This window comes from Sphingobium sp. TB-6, assembly GCF_012927365.1.
Taxonomy (GTDB): domain Bacteria; phylum Pseudomonadota; class Alphaproteobacteria; order Sphingomonadales; family Sphingomonadaceae; genus Sphingobium.
The window spans coordinates 1-21,280 of sequence record NZ_JABBGL010000006.1; the positions used below are offsets into that span (position 1 = coordinate 1).

18 protein-coding genes are annotated in these 21,280 nt (G+C 62.6%); 8 read left to right on the top strand and 10 right to left on the bottom strand.

Annotated elements, in window-relative coordinates:
• Positions 1-172 precede the first annotated feature (172 nt).
• The gene (locus tag HHL26_RS09825; protein ID WP_145907328.1) at positions 173-502 is read right to left on the bottom strand and encodes a hypothetical protein; all 330 of its coding nucleotides are present in this window, start codon (positions 500-502) and stop codon (positions 173-175) included.
• A gap of 131 nt (positions 503-633) precedes the next feature.
• Between HHL26_RS09825 and HHL26_RS09830 the strand changes: the two genes are divergently transcribed.
• From HHL26_RS09830 to HHL26_RS09845, 4 genes are all read left to right on the top strand, one after another.
• Positions 634-984 (top strand): GFA family protein, encoded by a 351-nt coding sequence (locus tag HHL26_RS09830; protein ID WP_066557861.1) that lies wholly within the window; start codon positions 634-636, stop codon positions 982-984.
• An 84-nt stretch (positions 985-1,068) separates the two neighbouring features.
• Positions 1,069-2,274, top strand: coding sequence for a saccharopine dehydrogenase family protein (locus tag HHL26_RS09835; RefSeq protein WP_066561760.1), 1,206 nt, complete (start codon positions 1,069-1,071; stop codon positions 2,272-2,274).
• Between the two features lie 91 nt (positions 2,275-2,365).
• Positions 2,366-3,553 (top strand): carboxynorspermidine decarboxylase, encoded by a 1,188-nt coding sequence (locus HHL26_RS09840; protein WP_066557862.1) that lies wholly within the window; start codon positions 2,366-2,368, stop codon positions 3,551-3,553.
• Between the two features lie 147 nt (positions 3,554-3,700).
• The gene (locus HHL26_RS09845; protein WP_066557864.1) at positions 3,701-4,894 is read left to right on the top strand and encodes a type III PLP-dependent enzyme; all 1,194 of its coding nucleotides are present in this window, start codon (positions 3,701-3,703) and stop codon (positions 4,892-4,894) included.
• 70 nt (positions 4,895-4,964) lie between these two features.
• On the opposite strand, the gene HHL26_RS09850 is transcribed toward HHL26_RS09845, so the two are convergent.
• The 7 genes from HHL26_RS09850 to HHL26_RS09880 all read right to left on the bottom strand — a co-directional run bounded on the left by HHL26_RS09850 (position 4,965) and on the right by HHL26_RS09880 (position 12,865).
• Complete coding sequence (locus HHL26_RS09850; RefSeq protein WP_066557866.1) at positions 4,965-6,173, bottom strand: class I SAM-dependent RNA methyltransferase; 1,209 nt, start codon at positions 6,171-6,173, stop codon at positions 4,965-4,967.
• A gap of 14 nt (positions 6,174-6,187) precedes the next feature.
• Positions 6,188-7,582, bottom strand: a complete 1,395-nt coding sequence (locus HHL26_RS09855; RefSeq protein WP_082748904.1) for an NAD(P)H-hydrate dehydratase — start codon at positions 7,580-7,582, stop codon at positions 6,188-6,190.
• Positions 7,572-7,838, bottom strand: a complete 267-nt coding sequence (locus tag HHL26_RS09860; RefSeq protein ID WP_335339734.1) for a hypothetical protein — start codon at positions 7,836-7,838, stop codon at positions 7,572-7,574. Before HHL26_RS09860 ends, HHL26_RS09855 begins: the two co-directional genes overlap by 11 nt.
• Positions 7,839-7,971: 133 nt before the next feature.
• Positions 7,972-8,688 carry an N-formylglutamate amidohydrolase gene (locus HHL26_RS09865; protein WP_066561762.1) on the bottom strand — a complete coding sequence of 239 codons (717 nt, stop codon included), beginning with the start codon at positions 8,686-8,688 and terminating at the stop codon, positions 7,972-7,974.
• On the bottom strand, positions 8,685-9,584 hold the full coding sequence (locus HHL26_RS09870; RefSeq protein WP_066557878.1) for a 4-(cytidine 5'-diphospho)-2-C-methyl-D-erythritol kinase: 900 nt from the start codon (positions 9,582-9,584) through the stop codon (positions 8,685-8,687). The genes HHL26_RS09865 and HHL26_RS09870 overlap by 4 nt, the downstream gene beginning before the upstream one ends.
• Positions 9,571-11,193, bottom strand: coding sequence for a tetratricopeptide repeat protein (locus tag HHL26_RS09875; protein WP_066561763.1), 1,623 nt, complete (start codon positions 11,191-11,193; stop codon positions 9,571-9,573). Before HHL26_RS09875 ends, HHL26_RS09870 begins: the two co-directional genes overlap by 14 nt.
• 19 nt (positions 11,194-11,212) lie before the next feature.
• Positions 11,213-12,865, bottom strand: coding sequence for an electron transfer flavoprotein-ubiquinone oxidoreductase (locus HHL26_RS09880; RefSeq protein ID WP_066557880.1), 1,653 nt, complete (start codon positions 12,863-12,865; stop codon positions 11,213-11,215).
• Positions 12,866-13,245: 380 nt separating this feature from the next.
• On the opposite strand from HHL26_RS09880, the gene HHL26_RS09885 reads away from it, so the two are divergent.
• Genes HHL26_RS09885 through moaB form a run of 3 tightly spaced genes read left to right on the top strand, consistent with a single transcriptional unit; the run spans position 13,246 to position 16,036 of the window.
• On the top strand, positions 13,246-13,710 hold the full coding sequence (locus HHL26_RS09885; RefSeq protein ID WP_237229794.1) for a uracil-DNA glycosylase family protein: 465 nt from the start codon (positions 13,246-13,248) through the stop codon (positions 13,708-13,710).
• Positions 13,707-15,509 carry a lytic transglycosylase domain-containing protein gene (locus HHL26_RS09890; RefSeq protein WP_066557885.1) on the top strand — a complete coding sequence of 601 codons (1,803 nt, stop codon included), beginning with the start codon at positions 13,707-13,709 and terminating at the stop codon, positions 15,507-15,509. The genes HHL26_RS09885 and HHL26_RS09890 overlap by 4 nt, the downstream gene beginning before the upstream one ends.
• Positions 15,509-16,036, top strand: a complete 528-nt coding sequence (gene moaB / locus HHL26_RS09895) for a molybdenum cofactor biosynthesis protein B (RefSeq protein WP_066557901.1) — start codon at positions 15,509-15,511, stop codon at positions 16,034-16,036. Before HHL26_RS09890 ends, moaB begins: the two co-directional genes overlap by 1 nt.
• 13 nt (positions 16,037-16,049) lie before the next feature.
• On the opposite strand, the gene HHL26_RS09900 is transcribed toward moaB, so the two are convergent.
• Positions 16,050-16,559, bottom strand: coding sequence for a YbjN domain-containing protein (locus tag HHL26_RS09900; protein WP_066557902.1), 510 nt, complete (start codon positions 16,557-16,559; stop codon positions 16,050-16,052).
• Positions 16,560-16,640: 81 nt separating this feature from the next.
• Between HHL26_RS09900 and HHL26_RS09905 the strand changes: the two genes are divergently transcribed.
• Positions 16,641-17,708, top strand: a complete 1,068-nt coding sequence (locus HHL26_RS09905) for a PA0069 family radical SAM protein (protein ID WP_066557904.1) — start codon at positions 16,641-16,643, stop codon at positions 17,706-17,708.
• Between the two features lie 8 nt (positions 17,709-17,716).
• Here HHL26_RS09905 and dnaE read toward each other — a convergent pair whose 3' ends face one another.
• Positions 17,717-21,253 (bottom strand): DNA polymerase III subunit alpha, encoded by a 3,537-nt coding sequence (dnaE, locus tag HHL26_RS09910; RefSeq protein WP_066557907.1) that lies wholly within the window; start codon positions 21,251-21,253, stop codon positions 17,717-17,719.
• Between the last annotated feature and the right edge of the window lie 27 nt (positions 21,254-21,280).

The window sequence follows — 21,280 nt, forward strand, 5'->3', positions numbered from 1 at the left end:
AAATGCCGCCGCGCGAGTGGAACATGGCGAAGGCGCAATTTGCCGTTCTCTTCGGCGAACGCTTCATCAGGGCCATGACGGCCTGATGGTCAACCGCCTCGCCGCACACGAAATTCCTGACAGCCCCTTAGCAAACCCGTATGCTAAGCTCAGCCACCCCAGTGATACTCGGTTAGGATTTAGGCTTGGACTTCACCATTTTTGCATTTGGGAAGCCATTTCCTTCCATGCACGAAGCATAAATCTTCTTACGTAACCGTTTACGTTCGATATTCAGGCTCAAACCAGAACCAATAGCTCCGCCAATGCTATCTCCATCATAATCCGGAGCTTGAGAGGCAGCCCATTCTGAACGGTAGTCTGCAAACTGAAAACATTCATCTGCCACCTCGTCAAAGCTGCGTACCGACCTATTGACTGTCGTAGGAAGCTCAGCATTTTGCGCGAAAGCCGTCGATGGCAAAAGAATAACTGCACCAAGCACTATTGCTATCTTGTTCAATGCCTTCTCCCCCTTAAAAGACAACATTCGCCTTATCACCAGACCTTGAGGCGTCAAGGTTTTCCCACTTTAATCCAAGCAGTTCCCTTCTTTTGTTTCCCGGCATAAACTCGCCACAAAGGAGAGCCATCATGCCCTACACCGGAAGCTGCCACTGCAGCGCCGTCACCTTCACCGTAGCCGCCGACGCGCCGACCGAAGCGATGAGCTGCAACTGCTCCCATTGCCGCCGCAAGGGCTTCCTGCTGACCTTCGTGCCCGCCGACCAGTTCACCCTCGACAGCGGCGCGGACAAGCTGACCGACTATCAATTCTACAAGCACAAGATCACGCACCAGTTCTGCACCGTCTGCGGTTGCCAAGCTTTCGCGCAGGGCAAAGGCCCGGACGGCTCAACCATGCAGGCCATCAACCTGCGCTGCGTGCCCTCCGTCGATCTCGACGCGCTCAGCATCAAGAAAGTCGACGGCGCCAGCTTCTGACAGTCTGACTTTGCGCTGTCACGCACAGCCCCTATATGGGCGCTTTCGCGCGTCAGGCGCGGCTTGAAATATGGAGCAGTTGAATTGAGCAAGGTTCTGGTCATTGGCGCGGGCGGCGTCGGGTCTGTCGCGGTTCACAAGATGGCGATGAACAGTGACATTTTCAGCCATATCACGCTCGCCAGCCGCCGCATCATCTCCTGCGAGAAGGTGGCCGAATCGGTCAAGGCCCGCACCGGCGTCACTATCGACGTGGCGCAGGTCGACGCCGACAATGTCGAAGAAACCATCGCCCTGATCGAGAAGGTCCAGCCCAAGCTGGTCGTGAACCTGGCCCTGCCCTATCAGGATTTGGCGATCATGGACGCCTGCCTCGCAACCAAGGTCGACTATCTCGACACCGCCAATTACGAGCCGCGCGACACGCCCAAGTTCGAATATAGCTGGCAGTGGGCCTATCAGGAGCGCTTCAAGGAAGCGGGCATCATGGCGCTGCTGGGTTCGGGCTTCGACCCCGGCGTCACCAGCGTCTTTGCGAGCTACATCAAGAAGCATCTGCTCGACCGGATCGACACGCTCGACATTCTCGACTGCAATGGCGGCGACCATGGCCAGCATTTCGCCACCAACTTCAACCCGGAAATCAACATCCGCGAAGTCACCGCGCCCTCGCGCCACTGGGAAGGCGGCAAGTGGGTCGAAGGCCCGGCCCTGAAGCACAAGCAGGTGTTCGACTTCGAGTCTGTAGGGCAGAAGAACATGTACCTCATGTATCATGAGGAACTGGAATCGCTTGCCAAATTCTACCCGGAAATCAAGCGCATCCGTTTCTGGATGACCTTTGGCGATGCGTATCTGAAGCATCTCGAAGTGCTCCAGAATGTCGGCATGACCCGCATCGATCCGGTGATCTACAATGGGCAAGAAATCATCCCGCTTCAGTTCCTCAAGGCCGTGCTGCCCGAACCGTCGAGTCTGGGTTCGACCACCAGGGGCAAGACCAACATTGGCGACATCGCGACCGGCCAGAAGGACGGCCAGCAAAAGACCGTCTACGTCTACAACATCTGCGACCATGAGGACGCCTATGCCGAAACCGGCAATCAGGCAGTCAGCTACACCACCGGCGTCCCGGCGATGATCGGCGCGGCGATGATGCTGACGGGCGCATGGAAGGGAGAAGGCGTGTTCAACATCGAACAGTTCGATCCCGATCCCTTCATGGACATGCTGAACGAGCACGGCCTGCCCTGGCAGGTGAAGGAACTGGCCGCGCCGCTGGATTTTTAAGCCCATGCGCTCCTGCGCAGGCAGGAGCCTAGTTCCACCGTCTGAACTGGGTTCCTGCCTGCGCAGGAACACGGCATCGAATGGATTTAGCATGGAAACCAAAGCCGGCGATCCCGCCGCCTTCGCGCATTTCGACCTGAACCGCGTCCCTTCGCCCGCCTTCGTGGTGGATGAGGCAGCGATACGCCGCAACCTCAGTGTCCTACGCGACATCCGCGACCGCGCAGGCATCAAGGTGCTGGGCGCGCTCAAGGCCTTCTCCATGTGGTCCCTCGGGGGCGTCGTCGCGGAATATCTCGACGGCGTCTGCGCCTCCGGCATCTACGAAGCCCGCCTCGGCCGCGAGGAATATGTCGGCCCCCATGGAGACAAGGAGGTCGCAACCTACTGCGCCGCCTACAAGCCCGAAGACCTGGCCGAAATCCTCAAAATCTCCAACCATGTCATCTTCAACAGCCCCGGCCAGATCGCCCGCCTGAAACCCGTCATCGACGATGCGCGAAAGAACGGTGTGAACTTCGACATCGGCCTGCGCATCAACCCCCTCCATGCCGAGGGCGAAGTGCCCAAATATGACCCCTCGCAGCCGCACAGCCGCCTGGGCTTTTCCATCGACCAACTCCGCGCCGAGCATCTGGAGGGCGTCGACGGCCTCCACGTCCACAATCTCTGCGAGCAGGATTTCCTGCCGCTGGAGCGCACCTGGGCCGCAATCGCATCCCGCGTCATGCCCCATGTCGGCGGCCTCAAATGGCTGAACTTCGGCGGCGGCCACCACGTCACCCGCTCCGACTATCAGATCGACGACCTGATAGCCTTTCTGCATCGCATCAAGGCGGCAACGAGCCTGGAACTCTATATCGAGCCCGGCGAAGCCATGGCGCTCGACGCAGGCATCCTGGTCGGAGAAATACTCGACGTGATCGACAACGGCATGCCGGTGGCGATCACCGACATCTCCGCCACATGCCACATGCCCGATGTCATCGAAGCGCCCTACCGCCCCGCCATGCTGCACGAGGAAACGGAAGGCCAGCCCACCCGACTCGGTGGCCCCTCCTGCCTCGCCGGAGACATTATCGGTGACTATCGAGTCCCCGGCGGCGCGACTCCGGGGCGCCGCATCGCCTTCCTCGATCAGGCGCATTATTCGATGGTAAAGACCAATACATTCAATGGCGTGCCCTTGCCATCCATCTGGCTCTGGAACTCGGAAACCGACGAACTCAAGCAAATCCGCCAGTTTTCCTACGAGGACTTCAAGTCCCGTCTCTCCTGACGCACATTTCATAGCCGCCCGCGCAACAAAATTTACGCATGCGCTTTACAGGGGGGACCCCTCAGCATATATCGGCCGTCCGCTGCCCCATGGGACTTCCACCGCAAGGCAGCTTTTTGCCAACGACTACACTGGAGGTCCCTTGAGTTGCACAAGCATCATAGCGCGCTGGGGGTAGCGACCACCCTCAAACCGGCAGCACCGGTAACGCTTATTCGTCCCCAGGCTGCTGCCCGGGCCGCCCGATTCTTCGCGGAGAAGTTTCCGGGGCGCTCGCTCTATGCGGTCAAGGCGAATCCGTCTCCCGATCTGATCCGTACGCTGTTCGCTTGCGGGATCACGCATTTCGATGTGGCCTCGATCGCGGAAGTGCGCCTCGTCGCGGAGACTCTCGAGGGTCAGGCGAAACTCTGCTTCATGCACCCGGTCAAGGCCGAGGAAGCAATTGCAGAGGCTTACCATGTCCATGGCGTGCGTACCTTCTCGCTCGACACGATGGACGAGCTGGAAAAGATTCTGCGCGCCACAGACGATGCGACCGACCTGGAGCTGTGCGTGCGTCTGCGCGTTTCGTCCGAGCATTCGGAACTCAGCCTTGCGTCCAAATTCGGCGCTGAACTGGGCGAAACCCGCGAACTGCTGATGGCCACCCGCCAGGCGGCCGATGCGCTGGGCATCTGCTTCCATGTCGGTAGCCAGGCCATGTCCCCGCAAGCCTATAGCGACGCCATCGAGCGCGTCCGCGCGGCGATCGTGGACGCGGCCGTCACGGTCGACATCATCGATGTCGGCGGCGGCTTCCCGTCGGTCTACCCCGGTATGGAACCGCCTGCGCTGGAAGCTTATTTCGACGCGATCCATCGCGGCTTCGAAAGCCTCCCGGTCAGCTATTCGTCGGAACTGTGGTGCGAGCCCGGCCGCGCTTTGTCGGCGGAGTATAGCTCGGTCGTCGTGCGCGTGGAGCGTCGTCGCGGCACCGAACTCTACATCAATGACGGCGCCTATGGCGCGCTGTTCGATGCGGCGCATATTGGCTGGCGCTTCCCTGTTGCCCTGCTGCGCGAGGAAGAGAGCGAGGCGGAACTGACCGGCTTCTCCTTCTACGGCCCGACCTGCGACGATATGGACCATATGGTCGGCCCCTTCATGCTGCCGGAAGATGTGCAGGCGGGCGACTATATCGAGATCGGGATGCTCGGCGCCTATGGCGCGGCGATGCGCACCGGTTTCAACGGCTTCACGTCCGAAGCGGTTATCGAGGTCGAGGATGAGCCCATGGCCAGCCTCTATGTCGACGCCGTCCCGGCCCGCCGTCGCGCAACTGTCATCAAACTGGGGTAGAGGCTCAGGCCTCCCCTTAGGAGAGGATGCAAGGTCCCTCGCCGCACTCCCCCGCGGCGAGGGACTAATCCTATCCGCGCCGGAAAATCCCGACCAGTTCCACATGGGTCGACCAGCGGAACTGCCCGACCGGGCGCACACTCTCCAGCCTGTATCCTCCGGCGATCAGATGCACGGCATCGCGCGCGAAGCTGGCCGGATTGCAGGAAATATAGGCGATGACCGGCGCATTCGATGCAGCAAGCTGCATCACTTGTTCCCTCGCCCCGGCACGAGGCGGATCGATGACGATCCCTGCGAAACGATTGATTTCCGCGGGCGTCAGCGGCCGCCTGAACAAGTCCCGATGATCCGCCACCATCCGCCGCTGCGCTCTGTTCGCCGCTGATTTCAATGAGAGGATGAGATCGCGGGCCGCTTCCGCCGCGTAGACCGGCCGGCTCTGGCCCAGAGCCAACGCGAATGTGCCGAGCCCGCAGAAAAGATCGGCAATGGCGCCCTCTGACGGCATGGCTTGCTGCGCATCATGGACCAGCGCGGCTTCGCCGTCCGGCGTTGCCTGAAGAAAGGCGAAGGGCGGGAAAGCGACCGGCACGCCGCCAAAGCTGACCGTGACGGGTTCCGGCTCCCACCGGGTCTGCGGACCATCCCCCTCATCGATGGTCAGCCGGGCCAGCGCATGCTCCTGCGCGAAGGCCAGCAGCGCCTCGTCGGCGGCGAGCCCCTCGATCCGTACCCCTTCCAGCAGCAGGTCGACGCCCTGATCGGTCAGCGACATGCGGACATGCGCGGCGCGCTTGTCCGGAAGGATGATCCCGCACAACGTCCTGAGCGGCGCCAGCAGAGCGAACAGCGCGGGATCGAGTATTTCGCACATCGTCAGGTCGACCAGCATATGACTGCCTGATTCCGCAAAGCCGATGACGATTTTCCGCCCCTGCCTGCTGGCCCTGAGGGAAGCACGGCGTCGGGCCTGTGGAGGCGAGATATGCGGCGACAGGAGCCTGCCGGGCTCCACGCCCTGCCCGGCCAGGGCTCCGGCGACGCGGGCCGTCACGAAATCGGCATAGCTCGCATCGTCGATATGCTGAAGTTCGCACCCGCCGCAGATCGGAAAGTGCACGCACGGCGGGTCGACATGATGCGGCCCCCACAAAATGCTGCCGTCAGCCGCGATCCGGTCGCCCGGCGCGGTCAGCGGAACATGGCGGCCATTGGCGGTCACGCCGTCCCCTTTGGCCGCGATGCGGACGATGATGTCAGTGTCGATTTCGGTCACGTTCTTAGTCTTGGTTACAGGCGGCAGGCGATAGCCGCTGGCAGCTCCACAAGCAAATCATCCGCAATGAAAGCCGCGCCAGCCCGCCGTGCCGCCTCCCCGTGCAGCCATAGCGCTTCGCATGCCGCCAGGAACCCGTCGCCAGTGCCGGCGAGCCGCCCGGCAACCAGACCTGCCAGAACATCCCCGGTTCCCGCCGTCGAAAGCCAGGAGGAACTGACCGAAGACAGGACGGCGCGCCCGTCTGGTGCGGCAATGACGCTGTCGCTTCCCTTGTAGATCAGGATTGCGCGGGAGCGCTTTGCCGCCTCCAGCGCCCGGTCGATCTTGCTGCCCGGCAAATCTCCGAACAGCCGGGCGAATTCGCCCTCATGGGGCGTCAGGATCGAGCCGGGCGGAATGGCATCCAACCCTTCCTCCGCCAGCAGGAATAATGCATCGGCATCCAGGACGAGCGGATGACCGGCAGCGAGTGCCGGTTTCAGCCTGTCTGAAGCGCCGCCGTCACGTCCTAGTCCCGGTCCGACCAGAACCGCCTTGATCCTGGAATCATTCACCGATCTCGCGACATCGGCAGCATCATCGGCGCGATGGGTGACGATAGCGCCCGGTCCTCCATGATCCCTATCCTGAACGATGTGACGGACCATGCCTGCCCCTGCGCGAGCGGCTGCCTGGCTGGCGAGCAGGCCCGCCCCGCCCATTTCGCCGCCGATCACAACCACCAGCCCTCGGCTATATTTGTGCGCGAAGGATCCCGGCTGATGCAATTGCGGTGGCGAAAGCCGGTGTATTTGCGCGCCGGACACATCGATGCCGATATCGGCGCAGACCAGCCTCTGCCAGCAGCCTGCCGCCGGTTGCAGCATATGGGCCGGCTTGAGCGCGCCCAAGGCAATGCAGACCCCCAATACCGGCACGTCGGAGAGCAATTCACCCGTATCCGTCTGGACCCCGCTCGGCAGATCCACGGCATAGCTGAAACTTGCCCGTTCCGTGAGCATGCGCAATTTTGCTGCTGGCTCCGCGTCCAATCCACGCGACAGGCCCGTACCGAACAGCGCGTCCACAATCTGCGTCGCAGGCGCGGCGTCGGCAAGGGACTCGACAGGCGCTCCCCAGGCCGCACGCGCCTTGAGACTGGAGTCCGTGCGGCTTTCGCCCAGGGCCGCGACGCGAACCGGCACGCCCCGCGCCCGCAGCAGCCGCGCGATCACGAAGCCGTCACCGCCATTATTGCCCGGACCGCACAGGACCAGCAGATCACGCTTTCCACCCGCTCGCCAGATGATCTCCGCCGCAGCGGCGCCTGCCCTCTCCATCAGTGCATATTCCGGGACACCAGCGGCGATGACCGCCTGTTCCGCCTCCTTCATCTGCGCCGCTGTCAGGATCGCATCATTCCGCATCATTTCTTCCTCCAGCGAACTGCGCAGGCAGGCGGTAGCGATCCTGCCCGGCGCGCAATTCAATCTCGCCCTTGCCCGCAATGAGGATAGTGGCGTTTTCCGCTCCATCGGCGGGCACGACGCCGCGTCCGTCATGCACGATCAGAAAGCGACGAAAGCCGCCATCGGCATGGCGGATGGTCAGAAGATCACGATCGCGTTCGACCAGGCAATCGTCCTTCCAGGCGGCATCCGCGCCGATCGCACAAGGGATCATTTTATGGCCCTTGTCGGCCAGGCTCCCGGAGCCGGAAGGACGGCCGCATCCGGCCAGCGCTAAACACAACAACAAGCTTCCCTTCAAGGCCCGGTGTGGATGCGTGACACCGATCATCCCGCTGTGCCGCCCTTCAGGCAAGCTGGCTGCGGCATTCCAGCACGACGGGAGCCAATATTCCGGCAAAACGCCTTTGTCCTTCTCCATCGCTGACCAGATCCTGCCGCATCTCTATACCCAGATAGGGGATGCCATTGCCCTCCGCATGGCGGTTCATCGTGGCGTTTAATACCTTGCCCGAATAGGGCAGTTGGTCCCCCACCTTGAGCCCCGCCGCCTCCAGCAAAGGGATGGCGATCCGCGCCGCCCTGTCGTCCTGGTTATAAAGGACGCCGATATCCCAGGGGCGCTTCTGATCGGGATCGCTGGCCAGCCGGGGCGTGAAGCTGTGGACGGACAGGAGGAACGGAGACGACATGCCGTCCAGCAGCCATGCGACATGATGATGATAGGGATGGTGGAAACGGATCATCCGATCCGCCAGGTCGGCATGGCGGTTGCCCGGAATGACATGGCCGTCGCTCATGACCGGCAGCAGGCCCGGCGCGTCATCCTCCCGGTTGAGGTCGATCACGAGGCGGGAAACGCCGCCCAGCACGGCCTTGCAGCGCAATTCTTCGGCGAGCAGGACGCTGACCTCCGCCACGCCGATGTCGACGGCGATATGATCGTTCAGCAATCCGGCATCGATCCCCAGGTCGACGTCATCGGGCACATGCGCCGAAGCATGGTCGGCAATGATCAGGATATTCAGATCACCGCCGTCGACCTCGGTATACGCCTCGCTCATGCCGTCCTGATCCTCGTTTCCGCGACCCACCATGCGCCATGGTCGGCACGCAGCCTCTCCGCTGCCGTAGCCCTGTGACGATCCGTTTCGAACAGCGCGAAGCAGGTCGCGCCAGACCCCGACATGCGGGCGAGGCGCACTCCATCGCACGCTCTCAATGCTGCCAGCACATCCGCAATGACCGGAGCCGCTGCCATGGCTGGAGCCTCCAGATCGTTCCGTCCAGCGGCAATCAATTGCTCCAGATCGGTTGCCTCCAATGGGCCGCGATCCACCCGATCCCAGCCGCTGAAAATCTGCGCGGTGGAAACGGCGACGCCCGGATTGACGAGCAAGATCGGCATAGCGGACAGCCCCGCGATCGCCTGCCGCTGCAACACTTCCCCCCGTCCTCGCACCATCTGCGAAACGCTGCTGACGCAAGCGGGAACGTCCGAACCGAGCGTCAGCGCGATCCGTTCCAGCGTCTCGCCAGCCACCGGCGCATTCCAGAGCCGCCTGAGCAATCGAAGGGTAGCGGCAGCATCGGCGGAACCTCCGCCAATGCCCGATGCGACCGGCAAAATCTTGCTCAACCTGAGATCAGCGCCAAAGCCTTCCCCCAAATGGGCTTGCAATGCGCGTGCCGCCTTTATCACCAGATTGTCGGGCCCCGCGTCCAAGGAATGACCAAAGGGGCCGTCAATATCCAGCCCGATCATGCCGTCAGCCCGAATACGACCCGACAGCCTGTCCCCCAATTCGGTAAAGGCGAACAGGCTTTCGAGCGCATGATAGCCGTCCGCCCGCTTATGCCGGACGTGCAGCGCCAGATTGATCTTGGCAAAAGCGGTTTCGACCAGTTCGCCCGCATCCGCCGGGCAGGCGGCGGGCGCTTCCGCGTCAACGTGCGGCATATTCGGGCTTCATCCCCTCTCTGGTCTTGGCGGCCAGACGCTGCGCCGTCTCTCCTTCCGCAAAAACCGCCGCCGCGCGCCAGGCATAGCGGGCCTCGTATCGCCGTCCCGCCGCCCAGAGCGCATCGCCCAGATGTTCGTTGATGGTCGCGTCCGCAGGCGCTCCCGCCGCCGCCCGCTCCAGCATCGGCACGGCGGCGTCGATGTCGCCCGTCACGAACTGCGCCCAGCCCAGGGAATCCGTGATCGACGAGTCCTGCGGCTTCAAGGCGCTCGCCTTCTTCAGCAATTCCACCGCCGCATCCATATTCTGCCGCCGCTCGATCTGCGCATAGCCCAGATAGTTCAGCACCGTGGGTTCATTGGGCGCCAGCCTCGCCGCCCGTTCCAGCACCGCCCGCGCTTCGTTCCAATGCGCGCCCTGTTCCAGCGCGCTGCCTTCAAACAATAGCAGCGCCCAGGGAACGGCGTCGGCCGGATAGCCGGCCTGCGCCGTGCGGAAAGCTGAGGCAGCGCCCTCAAAATCCTTCTCCTGCGCCAGCAACTGGCCCAGCCTTACATGGCGTTCCGGCTCCGCGTCCGGCACGGCGGCCAGAGCGCGGGCAAGGCCGATAGCCTCCGCCCGCTTCCCCGCCGCCGCCAGCGCTTCTACCAGTTCGGCCTGCGCCAGCGCGCCGTACCAGCCGGGGGCGGGAACCATGCGCGCCTCCTCGATCGCATAGGCCGCATGACCGGCGCGGCTCAGCAAGTCCGCGGCGACGATATGCGCGGTGGGACCATCAGGATCGACAAAGGCGGCGATGCGCGCAAGCCGGATACCCAGCGTTCCCGTACTGCCGTCCGACGAAATATCGGACGCCAACCGGGTAAGCAGACGGGCGAAACCTTGTCCTGCCGTCAGCGCTTTGCCATGGAGCGAAAGCGCTTTGCCACTGGCGATATCCGCCCGGGCCTGCGCGAAATTGGCTTCCTTTTCAGGCAGAAGCGCCAATGCTTCAGCCTTCGCTCCCCGTGCGGCCAGTTGCCCCGCGAAGATCAGCCGCAGCGCGTCCATCTCCCCGGTCCGCAAGGCAAGAGCGCGGTTTATCGCGGACTGCGCGTTTGGGAGATCGCCGTTGCGCAAGGCCTGAAACGCCAGATGTTCGTCCAGATAACGTCTCGCTAGGGATGCGAAGCGATCGGCGGGATCGATGACGGGCGGCGCATATCGCCCCTCGCCCACCGAAATCCAGCTACGGGTGATCGGCGCCAGAAAGGCGAAATTGCCCTCCGCCACCATCCGGTCGACAAGCAGGCGAGCGCCCGGCCAATCCTTGCGGTTCAGCGCCCCGGCGATCTGGAGCAAGGTGCCGTCGCGCGGCAGCAGGCCGTCGCTTTCCAGCACGGCGGCGGAACGCAGCGCCAGAGCCATGTCCCCGCTGATCACCGCCTGAAAATAGGAACGCCGGGCAACCTCGAGACTGGCGGGATCGCCCGCCAGCGCCTCCCTATAGCTATTCAGCGCAAGTCCGGGAGCACCGTCGCCATCGGCCAGGCGCCCCCGCATATAGGCATGCAATGCGCTGCCAGGGTCCACCGATGCGCCCGCCGCGGCGGGCAGCACCAGCATCATCGCAGCAAACAGACGCCTACATGTTCGGATAGTTCGGCCCTCCACCGCCTTCGGGCACGACCCAGTTGATGTTCTGGGTCGGATCCTTGATGTCGCACGTCTTGCAGTGGACGCAGTTCTGCGCGTTGATCTGGAAGCGGGGATTGCCCTCGTCCAGCCCGACCACTTCGTAGACGCCCGCCGGACAATAGCGCTGCGCGGGCTCGTCATAAAGGGGCAGGTTGTAGGAAATCGGGATCGACGGGTCTTTCAGTTGCAAATGGACCGGCTGGTCTTCCTCATGATTGGTGTTCGACAAGAACACCGAGGACAAGCGGTCGAAGCTGATCACGCCGTCCGGCTTGGGATAGTCGATCTTTTTGCTGACTTCCTTGCGCCACAGCTTCTCGCAATCAGGCTTGTGCTTCATCGTGAAGGGAAGCCCGATCTTGAGCGTGCGCATCCACATGTCGATGCCCGCCAGCACAGTGCCGATGGTGTTGCCGAACTTCGACAGCAGCGGTTCGGCATTCTTCACCAACTGGAGCTCGGTCGCGATCCAGCTCGACCGCAGACGGTCCTCATAATCATGCAGGACGTCGCGGGCGCGCTCGTTCTGAATCGCCTCAAACGCCGCTTCGGCGGCCAGCATGCCGGACTTCATCGCCGTATGCGTGCCCTTGATGCGGGGCACGTTCACGAAGCCCGCCGAACAGCCGATCAGCGCGCCGCCGGGGAAGACCAGCTTCGGGATCGACTGCCAGCCGCCCTCGTTGATCGCGCGCGCACCATAGGAGACGCGGCGGCCGCCCTCGAGATATTTGCGGATTTCCGGATGCTGTTTCCAGCGCTGGAATTCCTCGAACGGATAGAGATAGGGATTGCGATAGCCGAGGCCGACCACGAAGCCCAAAGCCACCTGCCCATTGGCCTGATGGTAGAGGAAACCGCCGCCATAGGCATCTGTCAGCGGCCAGCCCTGGGTGTGAATCACCAAACCCGGCTTGTGCTTGGCGGGATCGATATCCCACAATTCCTTCATGCCGATGCCGTAGACCTGCGGCTCGCTGTCAGCATCCAGCGCGAACTGGCGCTTCAGGATCTTGGTCAGGTGCCCGCGCGCGCCCTCCGCGAAGAAGGTATATTTGGCATGCAGTTCCAGCCCCGGCTGATAATCGGGCTTGCGATTGCCTTCGCGGTCGATCCCCATGTCGCCGGTCGCGACGCCCTTCACCGACCCATCCTCATTGTAGAGGATTTCCGCCGCCGCAAAGCCGGGGAAGATTTCCACGCCCAGCCCCTCGGCCTGCTCGCCCAGCCAGCGGCACAAATTGCCCAGCGATCCGGTATAGGTGCCCTTATTGTGCATCCAGCCCGGCGTCATGATGTGCGGCATGCTCATCTTGCCGCCCTTGGTCAGGAACCAGTGCTGGTTGTCCGTGACCGGCACTTCCGCCATCGGGCAGCCCATGTCCCGCCATTGCGGGAACAACTCGTCCAAGGCCTTCGGATCGACGACCGCGCCCGACAGGATATGCGCGCCGATTTCCGAACCCTTTTCCAGCACGCAAACCGACAATTCCTGCCCGGCTTCGTTCGCAAGCTGCTTCAACCGGATAGCCGATGACAGCCCCGCCGGGCCACCGCCGACGATGACGATGTCATAGGGCATCGAATCCCGTTCGCTCATAGTCCCTCCATTTTGCGGGCGCCGTCGGTTTTCCTCCCCAATCCGGTCGCCGCACTACCCAAACGTTTTGACACTCAGCGCGATGAAGAAACTTGACCACGGCGTCAACCTCTGGCCCAAGACAATCAATGCGGGGAATATTGCGGGAAAATTTGGCGGAGGCCGCCAATGCCTATATGGCGTGGTGGAATCTGGCCGGCGTGGATTGCGCGGTCGGTGAGGAGCCGGTCGATTGGTTGCGCCCAGCTCAGACGCCCACTCGGACGCCGGTTTCCGTCCCCGGCGACATTCCCGCGCAAGCCAAGCCCCATAATTTTGAGACGTTCCTGACCTGGCTTGCCGAGGATGCGACGCAGCCGGAACGGCGATGGCCAGGCGCCATGATCCTGCCCGAAGGACCGACCCATGCGCCTCTGATGGTGATCACCGATATGCCCGATCCTGCGGACATCGGCGCCGGAGCCCTGCTCAGCGACCGGGCCGGGCAGCTATTCGATGCGATGTTGCGGGCGATCGGCCTGAAGCGTGCCGACATTCATCTGGCGTCCCTCTTCCTGTCCCGGCCGCCGGGCGCCATGGTCGAGGCATCGGATCTGACGGCCGCAGCCGCACGGATGCGCACGCATGTGATGCTCGCCGCGCCGCGACGGTTATTATTGCTGGGCGACCGAACGATCCGCACCCTGTTGCCTGCGGCCGATTCAGGTTCACGGGTTTTTAACCATGATGGCGGCACCTTATCCGTATTCGCCACATTTCATCCGCGTTTGTTGCTTGGGCAACCCGCGGCAAAGGCAGAATGTTGGCGTATATTACAAGGTTTGATTGAGGAAATGCCCGAGTGATTCGCGCCGTAACCCGTTCGTCCTGGCTGGCCGCCGTTGCCTTCACAGCATTGGCGGCCATGCCCGCAAACGCCGACACGACCAGCGCGGTATCCGCCCTTTCCATGGGCATGCCTTCATCCCCGCTTCAATTGAGCGATACCGATAAAAGCCGGTACAGCGCCATTTACGGAGCCTTGCGCGACCAGAAATGGACTGATGCCAGGGCGATGATCACCGCGCTGGATGCGCAGGACGCCATCCGCCCGGTCGCCCTGGCCGAACTTTATCTCGGCAAGAATTCGCCCAAGGTCGAATTGTTCGAACTGCTCGATCTGATCAACAAGGCGCCATGGCTCGACAAGGCCGATCAGCTTTCCCGGCTGGCGCAAAAACGCGGCGCGACCATCTTGCCCACGCTGCCGCAGGTGCAGAAGATGGTCTGGCTGGGCAGCGCGCCGCGCCGCGAATATGTTCCGGCCGTCAAGACCGACGCCCTGGCCCAGACGCTAGTCGGCCAGATTCAGCCCTTCATCAAGAATGATGATCCGGCCGGTGCCGAAGCGCTGCTCATCAGTGGCGAAGCGGGTCTGACGCCCGAGGGACTGACCGAAGTGCGGCAGCGCATCGCCTGGGCCTATTATATCGAAAGCGACGACGCCAATGCCCGGCGCATGGCGGCAAGGGCCCTGGAAAGCCGCAGCGGCGGCGATTGGGCGGTTCAGGCCTATTGGACGACCGGCCTTGCCGCCTGGCGCCAGAATGATTGCCGCGCCGCCGCGCCTGCCTTCGCCAATGTCACGGCACTGGCCGGCAATAGCGACATGCGCGCGGCGGGCGCCTATTGGGCGGCACGCGCCTATATGGTGTGCGGGGAACCTGAAAAGGTCGAAAATCTGCTGAAGACGGCCGCCCGTTCGGACGAAAGCTTTTATGGCCTGCTGGCGCGTGAAACGCTGGCGATGCCGTTGGGCGCTGGGCCAGTCGCGCCTCGCTTCGGCGCTGCGGAATGGCAGCAACTCAAGGACAGCCCGAATGTGCGGGCGGCGATCGCTCTGTCTGCGATCGGTGAGAATGCGCGGGCGGACCAGATGCTTCGCTATCAGGCGAAGATCGGCGGGACCGGGCAATATGATGCGCTGCTTCGCCTGGCCGGCGCGCTGAGCCTGCCGGAAACGCAGCTCTGGCTTGCTCATAACGGCCCGGTGGGCAAGCAGCCGGGCAGCTTCGCGCGCTTTCCGGCACCCGACTGGCGGCCGGACGGCGGATGGCGGGTCGACCCGGCGCTGGTTTATGCCCACACGCTTCAGGAATCGGGATTCCGCCGGGATGTCGTCAGCAGCGCCGGTGCGCGCGGCCTGATGCAGGTGCTGCCCAGCACCGGCAATCTGATGGGGCTAGCCGCGTCCGACCAGTTGTTCGTGCCGTCGACCAATATGGAATATGGCCAGCGCTATCTGGAAAATCTGCGCGACATGAGCGCGACCGGCGGATTGCTGCCCAAGGTCATGGCCGCCTATAATGCCGGTCCTCTGCCGGTCGAGCGTTGGAACAGCGAAGTGAAGGACAATGGCGATCCGCTGCTGTTCATCGAATCGCTGCCCTATTATGAAACCCGCGCCTATGTGAACATCGTGATGCGCAATTACTGGATGTATCAGATCCAGGCGAAGGGCAGCGCGGAGTCGCTGGCGGGCATGGCGCAGGGTCTGTGGCCGACCTTCCCAGGGGCCAAGGGCACGCGTCTCGTGCGCCTGACGCCCAGGACGCCGATGGCCAGCGCAAATGTCAGCGCCAGCATCGCGGGCGGCTCCGACTGATGCCAATCGATGAAAGCCGGCCATTCCTGCCGGTGCGCATTGCGCTGCTGACAGTGTCGGACAGCCGCACAGCAGCCGACGATCGGTCCGGCGACATTCTGGCCGAACGCATAGCAGCAGCCGGTCATGTCCTGGCAGCGCGTCATATCGAGCGAGACGAACGCTCCGCCATCGTCGCCCGTCTTCATGCCTGGATCGACGATCCGCAGATCGACTGCATCATCACCACGGGCGGAACGGGAGTCACCGGCCGGGACGTCACGCCCGAGGCACTAGCGCAGGTGCAGGACAAGGAAATTCCCGGCTTTGGCGAACTGTTCCGCTGGCTCAGCTATCAGACCATCGGCACATCGACGATCCAGTCACGCGCCACCGCCTGCGTCGCGCGGGGCACCTATATTTTCGCGCTGCCCGGATCGACCGGCGCGGTGAAGGACGCCTGGGACGGCATCCTCGTCAGCCAACTCGACAACCGTTTCCGGCCCTGCAATTTCGTGGAATTGATGCCGCGTTTGACTGAACGCTAAACGGCTTGAACGATTATTTCGCGGGAGCCGGGTTGTCCTTGAAGAACTTCCCGGCCTCGCCCAGCATCACCGCCCACCAATCGACCACATCCGCAAAATTCTTCTGATTGAGGCCGCCCACGGTCGTCACGTCATAGGCCAGGGCCAGTGACCCGTCGTCCCAGACCGACATCTGCGCGAACCGCTTGTCCTTGTTCCACTTATTGGCAAGTTGGGGCGTATTGCCGCCGTCATCCTCAAAGCTCACCTGAAATTGCAGGGAGCCGCACTGGCGCGTCTGCTCACACTCATAGAAGTAGATCGTGTAATTATAGCCGCTGGCCGCGCTCTCTATCTTCGGATTTCCGGTCTGGGCGCTCTTGCTCAAGGCGGCCTTATATCCTTCGGCTTGCAAAGCCCGGATCACCGTTTGCGGATCGCTCGCGCAAATCAGATTCGCGCCGCAAGGATCAGCATCTGCCGCTAGGCAAGGCGCTGCCAGCATAGCTATCCACAATCCCGCGATCACGGCAATCTTCCGCATAATACCCCCTCTTTAACCCGAACCATAGGTGCTGCGGCCAGTGCCTCTTGTCAATATGTTCTCATTATGTTCTAATGCGGCATGGCTGCGGAAAAGGGCAGAGGCGCGACACTGAACGGCGAAAGCCGCCGTTTCAACATGCCCGAGCGGATCGCTGATGGCGATTGGCTCGACGCCTTGCTGGAGATTGACGGCGCACCACCCAGACGGCGCACCGAGGTCACCGTAGAGCAGCCTCGCACGATCATCAGCCGCAACAGCTCTCCCGACATCGCGTTCAGCCAGTCGATCAACGCCTATCGAGGCTGCGAACATGGCTGCATTTACTGTTTTGCGCGCCCGACCCATGCCTATCACGATCTGTCGCCAGGCATCGATTTCGAAACCCGCCTGTTCGCCAAGCCCAATGCCGCTGAACTGCTGCGCAAGGAACTTTCCAGCAAATCCCATATGGTCACTCCGATCGCCATGGGGACCAATACCGATCCCTATCAGCCGATCGAACGGGATTGGAGGATTACCAGGCAATGCCTTGAAATATTATGGGAATGCCGTCATCCTGTCTATATCACGACCAAGTCGGACCGGATATTGCGCGACATCGACCTGCTGGCTTCCATGGCCGGGGAAGGGCTGGTGGCGGTGATGATTTCGGTCACTTCGCTCGACCCGGCAACGGCCCGGACGCTGGAACCGCGCGCGCCACATCCGCTGCGCCGGGTGGAAGCGATCCGTAAATTGTCGCAGGCCGGCATACAGGTGGTAGCCAGCATATCGCCAGTGGTCCCCGGCATCACCGACCATGAGATTGAGGCTCTCGTCGCCTGCGTCGCATCCGCCGGGGCACAGAATGCAAGCTATATCCCCATCCGGTTGCCGCATGAAGTCGCCCCTTTGTTCCGCGCCTGGCTGGACGAACATTATCCCGATCGGGCGGCAAAAGTGATGGCCATCATCAAGGATATGCGGGACGGTCGCGACAATGACCCGAATTTCGGCACTCGCATGCGCGGTCAGGGCGTCTGGGCGGACCTGATCCGCGCCCGTTTCCAAAAGGCGCGCAAACGCGCAGGCTTTACCGGAGAACGCGTGACCCTCCGCACGGATCTGTTCCGCAAGCCGGAAGGGAGCCAGATGCGGCTATTGTGACGGGAATGTCACCCCGCCACCAACCGCAGCCCGGACCGCCGGTTGCGCGCGCGATAACCGTCGGCCTTCGCTTCCATCCGTTCAAAATAGCCGATGTGCAGACCTGCTATCGTCGCGATGCTGTCCACCTGATCCGCGCCGATCAGATAATCGTCGCCCAGGAACAACCGCGCTGCCTTGCCGCCACCCACCGGCGCCCGAAGGAACACTTCGCTCCGCCCTCCCCTTGCGCGCGTCAATAGTTGCGCCAGAGCATCGATCGCCACTGCATCGCTGACATCGACGACCAACTCCATGCGGGAATTATTGGCCAGTTGACGGAAAGGCTCGACGCCGCGGATCGTCACACGCGGCGTTTCCTCGCCCGGCAGCCGATCCAGCTCCACCATCAGCAAAGCGCAATCGCCTTCGCGGGCCATGTCCTCGATGGCTTTGCAGGCATCCTCATCGAAGCAACTCGCCTGAAACTGGCCGCTGCTGTCGGAGAAAGTGGCGGCGGCGTAGCGGGCGCCACGCTTGGTTTCGCGCCATCGCACATCTTCGACCATGGCTGCCATCACGCCATTGGCCCGGCCGCCCTCAGCAACAGGTTCAGTGCAAATCGCGCCATAGCTTTTCGCGCCCCGCGCTTCGGCCAGATGTCGGTAGCGATCGACCGGATGCGCGGAAAAATAGAAGCCGAATGCGTCCTTCTCCTGCGCCATGCGGTCCACCGTCGACCAGGTCTGATGCGGCGGAATGCGAACATCGGCATGCGGCGTTTCAACATCCCCGAACAAGCCGCCCTGCCCACTTTCTCGCGCCTCCGCAGCGCTGGATGCCACGCTGAGGATCGTTTCGACCGCTGCATGAACCCCGGCCCGGTCGGCATGCACGCCGTCAAAGGCACCTGCCGCCGCCAGACTTTCCAACTGCCGCCGATTGAGCAGGCGCGGTTCGATCCGGTCGGCAAAATCGTCCAGCGACTTGAACGGGCCGCCCGCATCGCGCTCCGCGACCAGTTGCTCCATCGCTTTCTCGCCAACGCCTTTCAGGCCGCCAAGTGCGTAGCGCACGGCAAAGCTGAGGCGCCGATCGTCGCCTTCCCGCTCGATCGTCTCGACCGAAAAATCCGCCAGGCTGCGATTGATGTCAGGCGCCAGACAAGCCAGGCCCATGCGGCGCATGTCGTCCACGAACACCGTCAGCTTGTCGGTCAGGTGAATATCGAACGCCATGGACGCGGCGTAGAATTCCGCCGGATAATGCGCCTTCAACCACGCCGTCTGATAGGCGAGCAGGGCATAGGCCGCCGCGTGCGATTTGTTGAAGCCATAGCCGGCGAACTTGTCGATCAAGTCGAACAGTTCGTTCGCCTTGCCCGCCGCGATGTCGCTCTTCGCACAGCCATCGACGAAGCGGGCGCGCTGGGCGTCCATCTCCGCCTTGATCTTCTTGCCCATGGCGCGGCGCAAAAGGTCGGCGTCTCCCAGCGAATAGCCCGCCAATATCTGCGCGGCCTGCATCACCTGTTCCTGATAGACGAAGATGCCGTAAGTCTCTTCGAGGATAGGTTTCAGGAGAATATGAGGATATTCAATCTCTTCCTGACCGTTCTTGCGACGTCCGAACATCGGAATATTGTCCATCGGGCCGGGGCGATAAAGCGACACCAGCGCGATGATGTCGCCAAAATTGGTCGGACGCACGGCGGCCAGCGTCTTGCGCATGCCTTCGGATTCCAACTGGAACACGCCCACAGTGTCACCGCGCTGCAACAGTTCATAGACCGCCGGATCGTCCCAGCCGAGCGAATTGAGGTCGATCTCCACACTCCGCCCGGCGAGCAGTTGCACCGCCTTCTGCAACACCGACAACGTCTTGAGGCCGAGGAAGTCGAACTTCACCAGCCCCGCGCCTTCGACATATTTCATGTCGAACTGCGTCACCGGCATGTCGGACCGGGGATCGCGATAGAGCGGCACCAGTTGCGACAGCGGCCGGTCCCCGATCACCACGCCCGCCGCGTGGGTGGAACTGTGGCGCGGAAAGCCTTCCAGCTTCATCGCATAATCGATCAGGCGCTTGACCTGCGCATCATTGTCATATTCCGCCCTGAATTCTGCCACGCCGTTCAGGGACCGTTCCAGCGTCCAGGGATCGGTCGGATGGTTGGGCACCAGCTTGGCAAGGCGATCGACCTGCCCATAGCTCATCTGCAGAACGCGGCCGGTGTCCTTCAGCACGGCGCGGGCCTTCAACTTACCGAAGGTGATGATCTGCGCGACATGATCCGCGCCATATTTCTGCTGGACGTAGCGGATCACTTCGCCGCGCCGGGTTTCGCAGAAGTCGATGTCGAAGTCCGGCATCGACACGCGTTCCGGGTTCAGGAAGCGTTCGAACAGCAGCCCCAGTTGCAACGGATCGAGATCGGTGATCGTCAGCGCCCAGGCGACGACCGATCCAGCGCCCGAACCACGGCCCGGCCCCACCGGAATGTCATGATCCTTCGCCCATTTGATGAAGTCGGCAACGATCAGGAAATAGCCGGGAAAGCCCATCTGGATGATGATGTCGGTTTCGAATTGCAGCCTGTCGAAATAGGGCTTGCGCGCTTCCTCGCCGGTGATGCCCGCCTTGGCCAGCCGCGCTTCCAGCCCGTCTCTCGCCTGCTCGCGCAGCATCTTCGCCTCGCCCTCGATATCGCCGGCAAGGCTTGGGAGGATAGGCTTACGCTTGGGCGCGGCCACGGCGCAGCGCTGCGCCACCACCAGCGTGTTGGCCAGCGCTTCGGGCAGATCCTCGAACAACCGCTTCATTTCCGCCGCCGGTTTCATCCAGGCGTCGGGCGAGCTGGTTCGCCGGTCAGGCGTCTCGACATAGGCGCTGTCGGCAATGCAGAGCATCACGTCATGCGCCTCATGAAAATGCGGCTCGGCAAAGCAGGTTGGGTTGGTCGCCACCAAGGGCAGGTCGCGGGCATAGGCAAGTTCGAGCAGTTCCGGCTCCGCCTTGCCCTCGACCGGGTCCAGACGGCGGCATATCTCAATATAGAGCCTGCCGGGGAACAGAGCCTCAAGCCGCTTCGCATAGGCGAGCGCCGCGGCGGGCTGATCCTCCGCGAACAGACGCCCCAGCGCACCCTCGCCCCCCGCCGTCAGCGCGATCAGGCCATCGGTGCGGCCTTCCAGACTATCCATGCTGATATGCGGCACTTCCTCGACCGGGCGGTCGAGATGCGCCATCGAAACCAGTGCGCAAAGATTGTCGTAGCCCGTTGAATCCTGCGCATAGAGGGCGAGCCAGTCGTGCACGGGCGCCGCATTGGCCGGGCGGTCGGGCCGGGCTATGCCGACCATCGCGCCGATGACCGGCTGCACCCCCTCCCCCTTGCAGGCGTCGGAAAAGGCCATGGAACCGTAGAGGCCGTTCCGATCCGTGATGGCGGCAGCGGGAAAGCCCAGCGCCTTGGCCTGTTTCGCGATCTTCTTGGGGTCGATCGCCCCTTCCAGCATGGTGAAGGAAGAAAAAACGCGAAGGGGGACAAAACCGGCATGAGGCATGCGCCCATCTAGGCACTCCCACCGATT

What these genes read in the sequence shown, in the direction of transcription:
- HHL26_RS09880 (WP_066557880.1), bottom strand. Translation starts at nt 12,865, where the DNA reads ATGAGCGAACGGGATTCGATGCCCTATGACATCGTCATCGTCGGCGGT.
- HHL26_RS09865 (WP_066561762.1), bottom strand. Translation starts at nt 8,688, where the DNA reads ATGAGCGAGGCGTATACCGAGGTCGACGGCGGTGATCTGAATATCCTG.
- HHL26_RS09840 (WP_066557862.1), top strand. Translation starts at nt 2,366, where the DNA reads ATGGAAACCAAAGCCGGCGATCCCGCCGCCTTCGCGCATTTCGACCTG.
- HHL26_RS09855 (WP_082748904.1), bottom strand. Translation starts at nt 7,582, where the DNA reads ATGCGGAATGATGCGATCCTGACAGCGGCGCAGATGAAGGAGGCGGAA.
- HHL26_RS09875 (WP_066561763.1), bottom strand. Translation starts at nt 11,193, where the DNA reads ATGCTGGTGCTGCCCGCCGCGGCGGGCGCATCGGTGGACCCTGGCAGC.
- moaB (WP_066557901.1), top strand. Translation starts at nt 15,509, where the DNA reads ATGCCAATCGATGAAAGCCGGCCATTCCTGCCGGTGCGCATTGCGCTG.
- HHL26_RS09900 (WP_066557902.1), bottom strand. Translation starts at nt 16,559, where the DNA reads ATGCGGAAGATTGCCGTGATCGCGGGATTGTGGATAGCTATGCTGGCA.
- HHL26_RS09870 (WP_066557878.1), bottom strand. Translation starts at nt 9,584, where the DNA reads ATGCCGCACGTTGACGCGGAAGCGCCCGCCGCCTGCCCGGCGGATGCG.
- HHL26_RS09860 (WP_335339734.1), bottom strand. Translation starts at nt 7,838, where the DNA reads ATGATCCCTTGTGCGATCGGCGCGGATGCCGCCTGGAAGGACGATTGC.
- HHL26_RS09830 (WP_066557861.1), top strand. Translation starts at nt 634, where the DNA reads ATGCCCTACACCGGAAGCTGCCACTGCAGCGCCGTCACCTTCACCGTA.
- HHL26_RS09905 (WP_066557904.1), top strand. Translation starts at nt 16,641, where the DNA reads ATGGCTGCGGAAAAGGGCAGAGGCGCGACACTGAACGGCGAAAGCCGC.
- HHL26_RS09885 (WP_237229794.1), top strand. Translation starts at nt 13,246, where the DNA reads ATGATCCTGCCCGAAGGACCGACCCATGCGCCTCTGATGGTGATCACC.
- dnaE (WP_066557907.1), bottom strand. Translation starts at nt 21,253, where the DNA reads ATGCCTCATGCCGGTTTTGTCCCCCTTCGCGTTTTTTCTTCCTTCACC.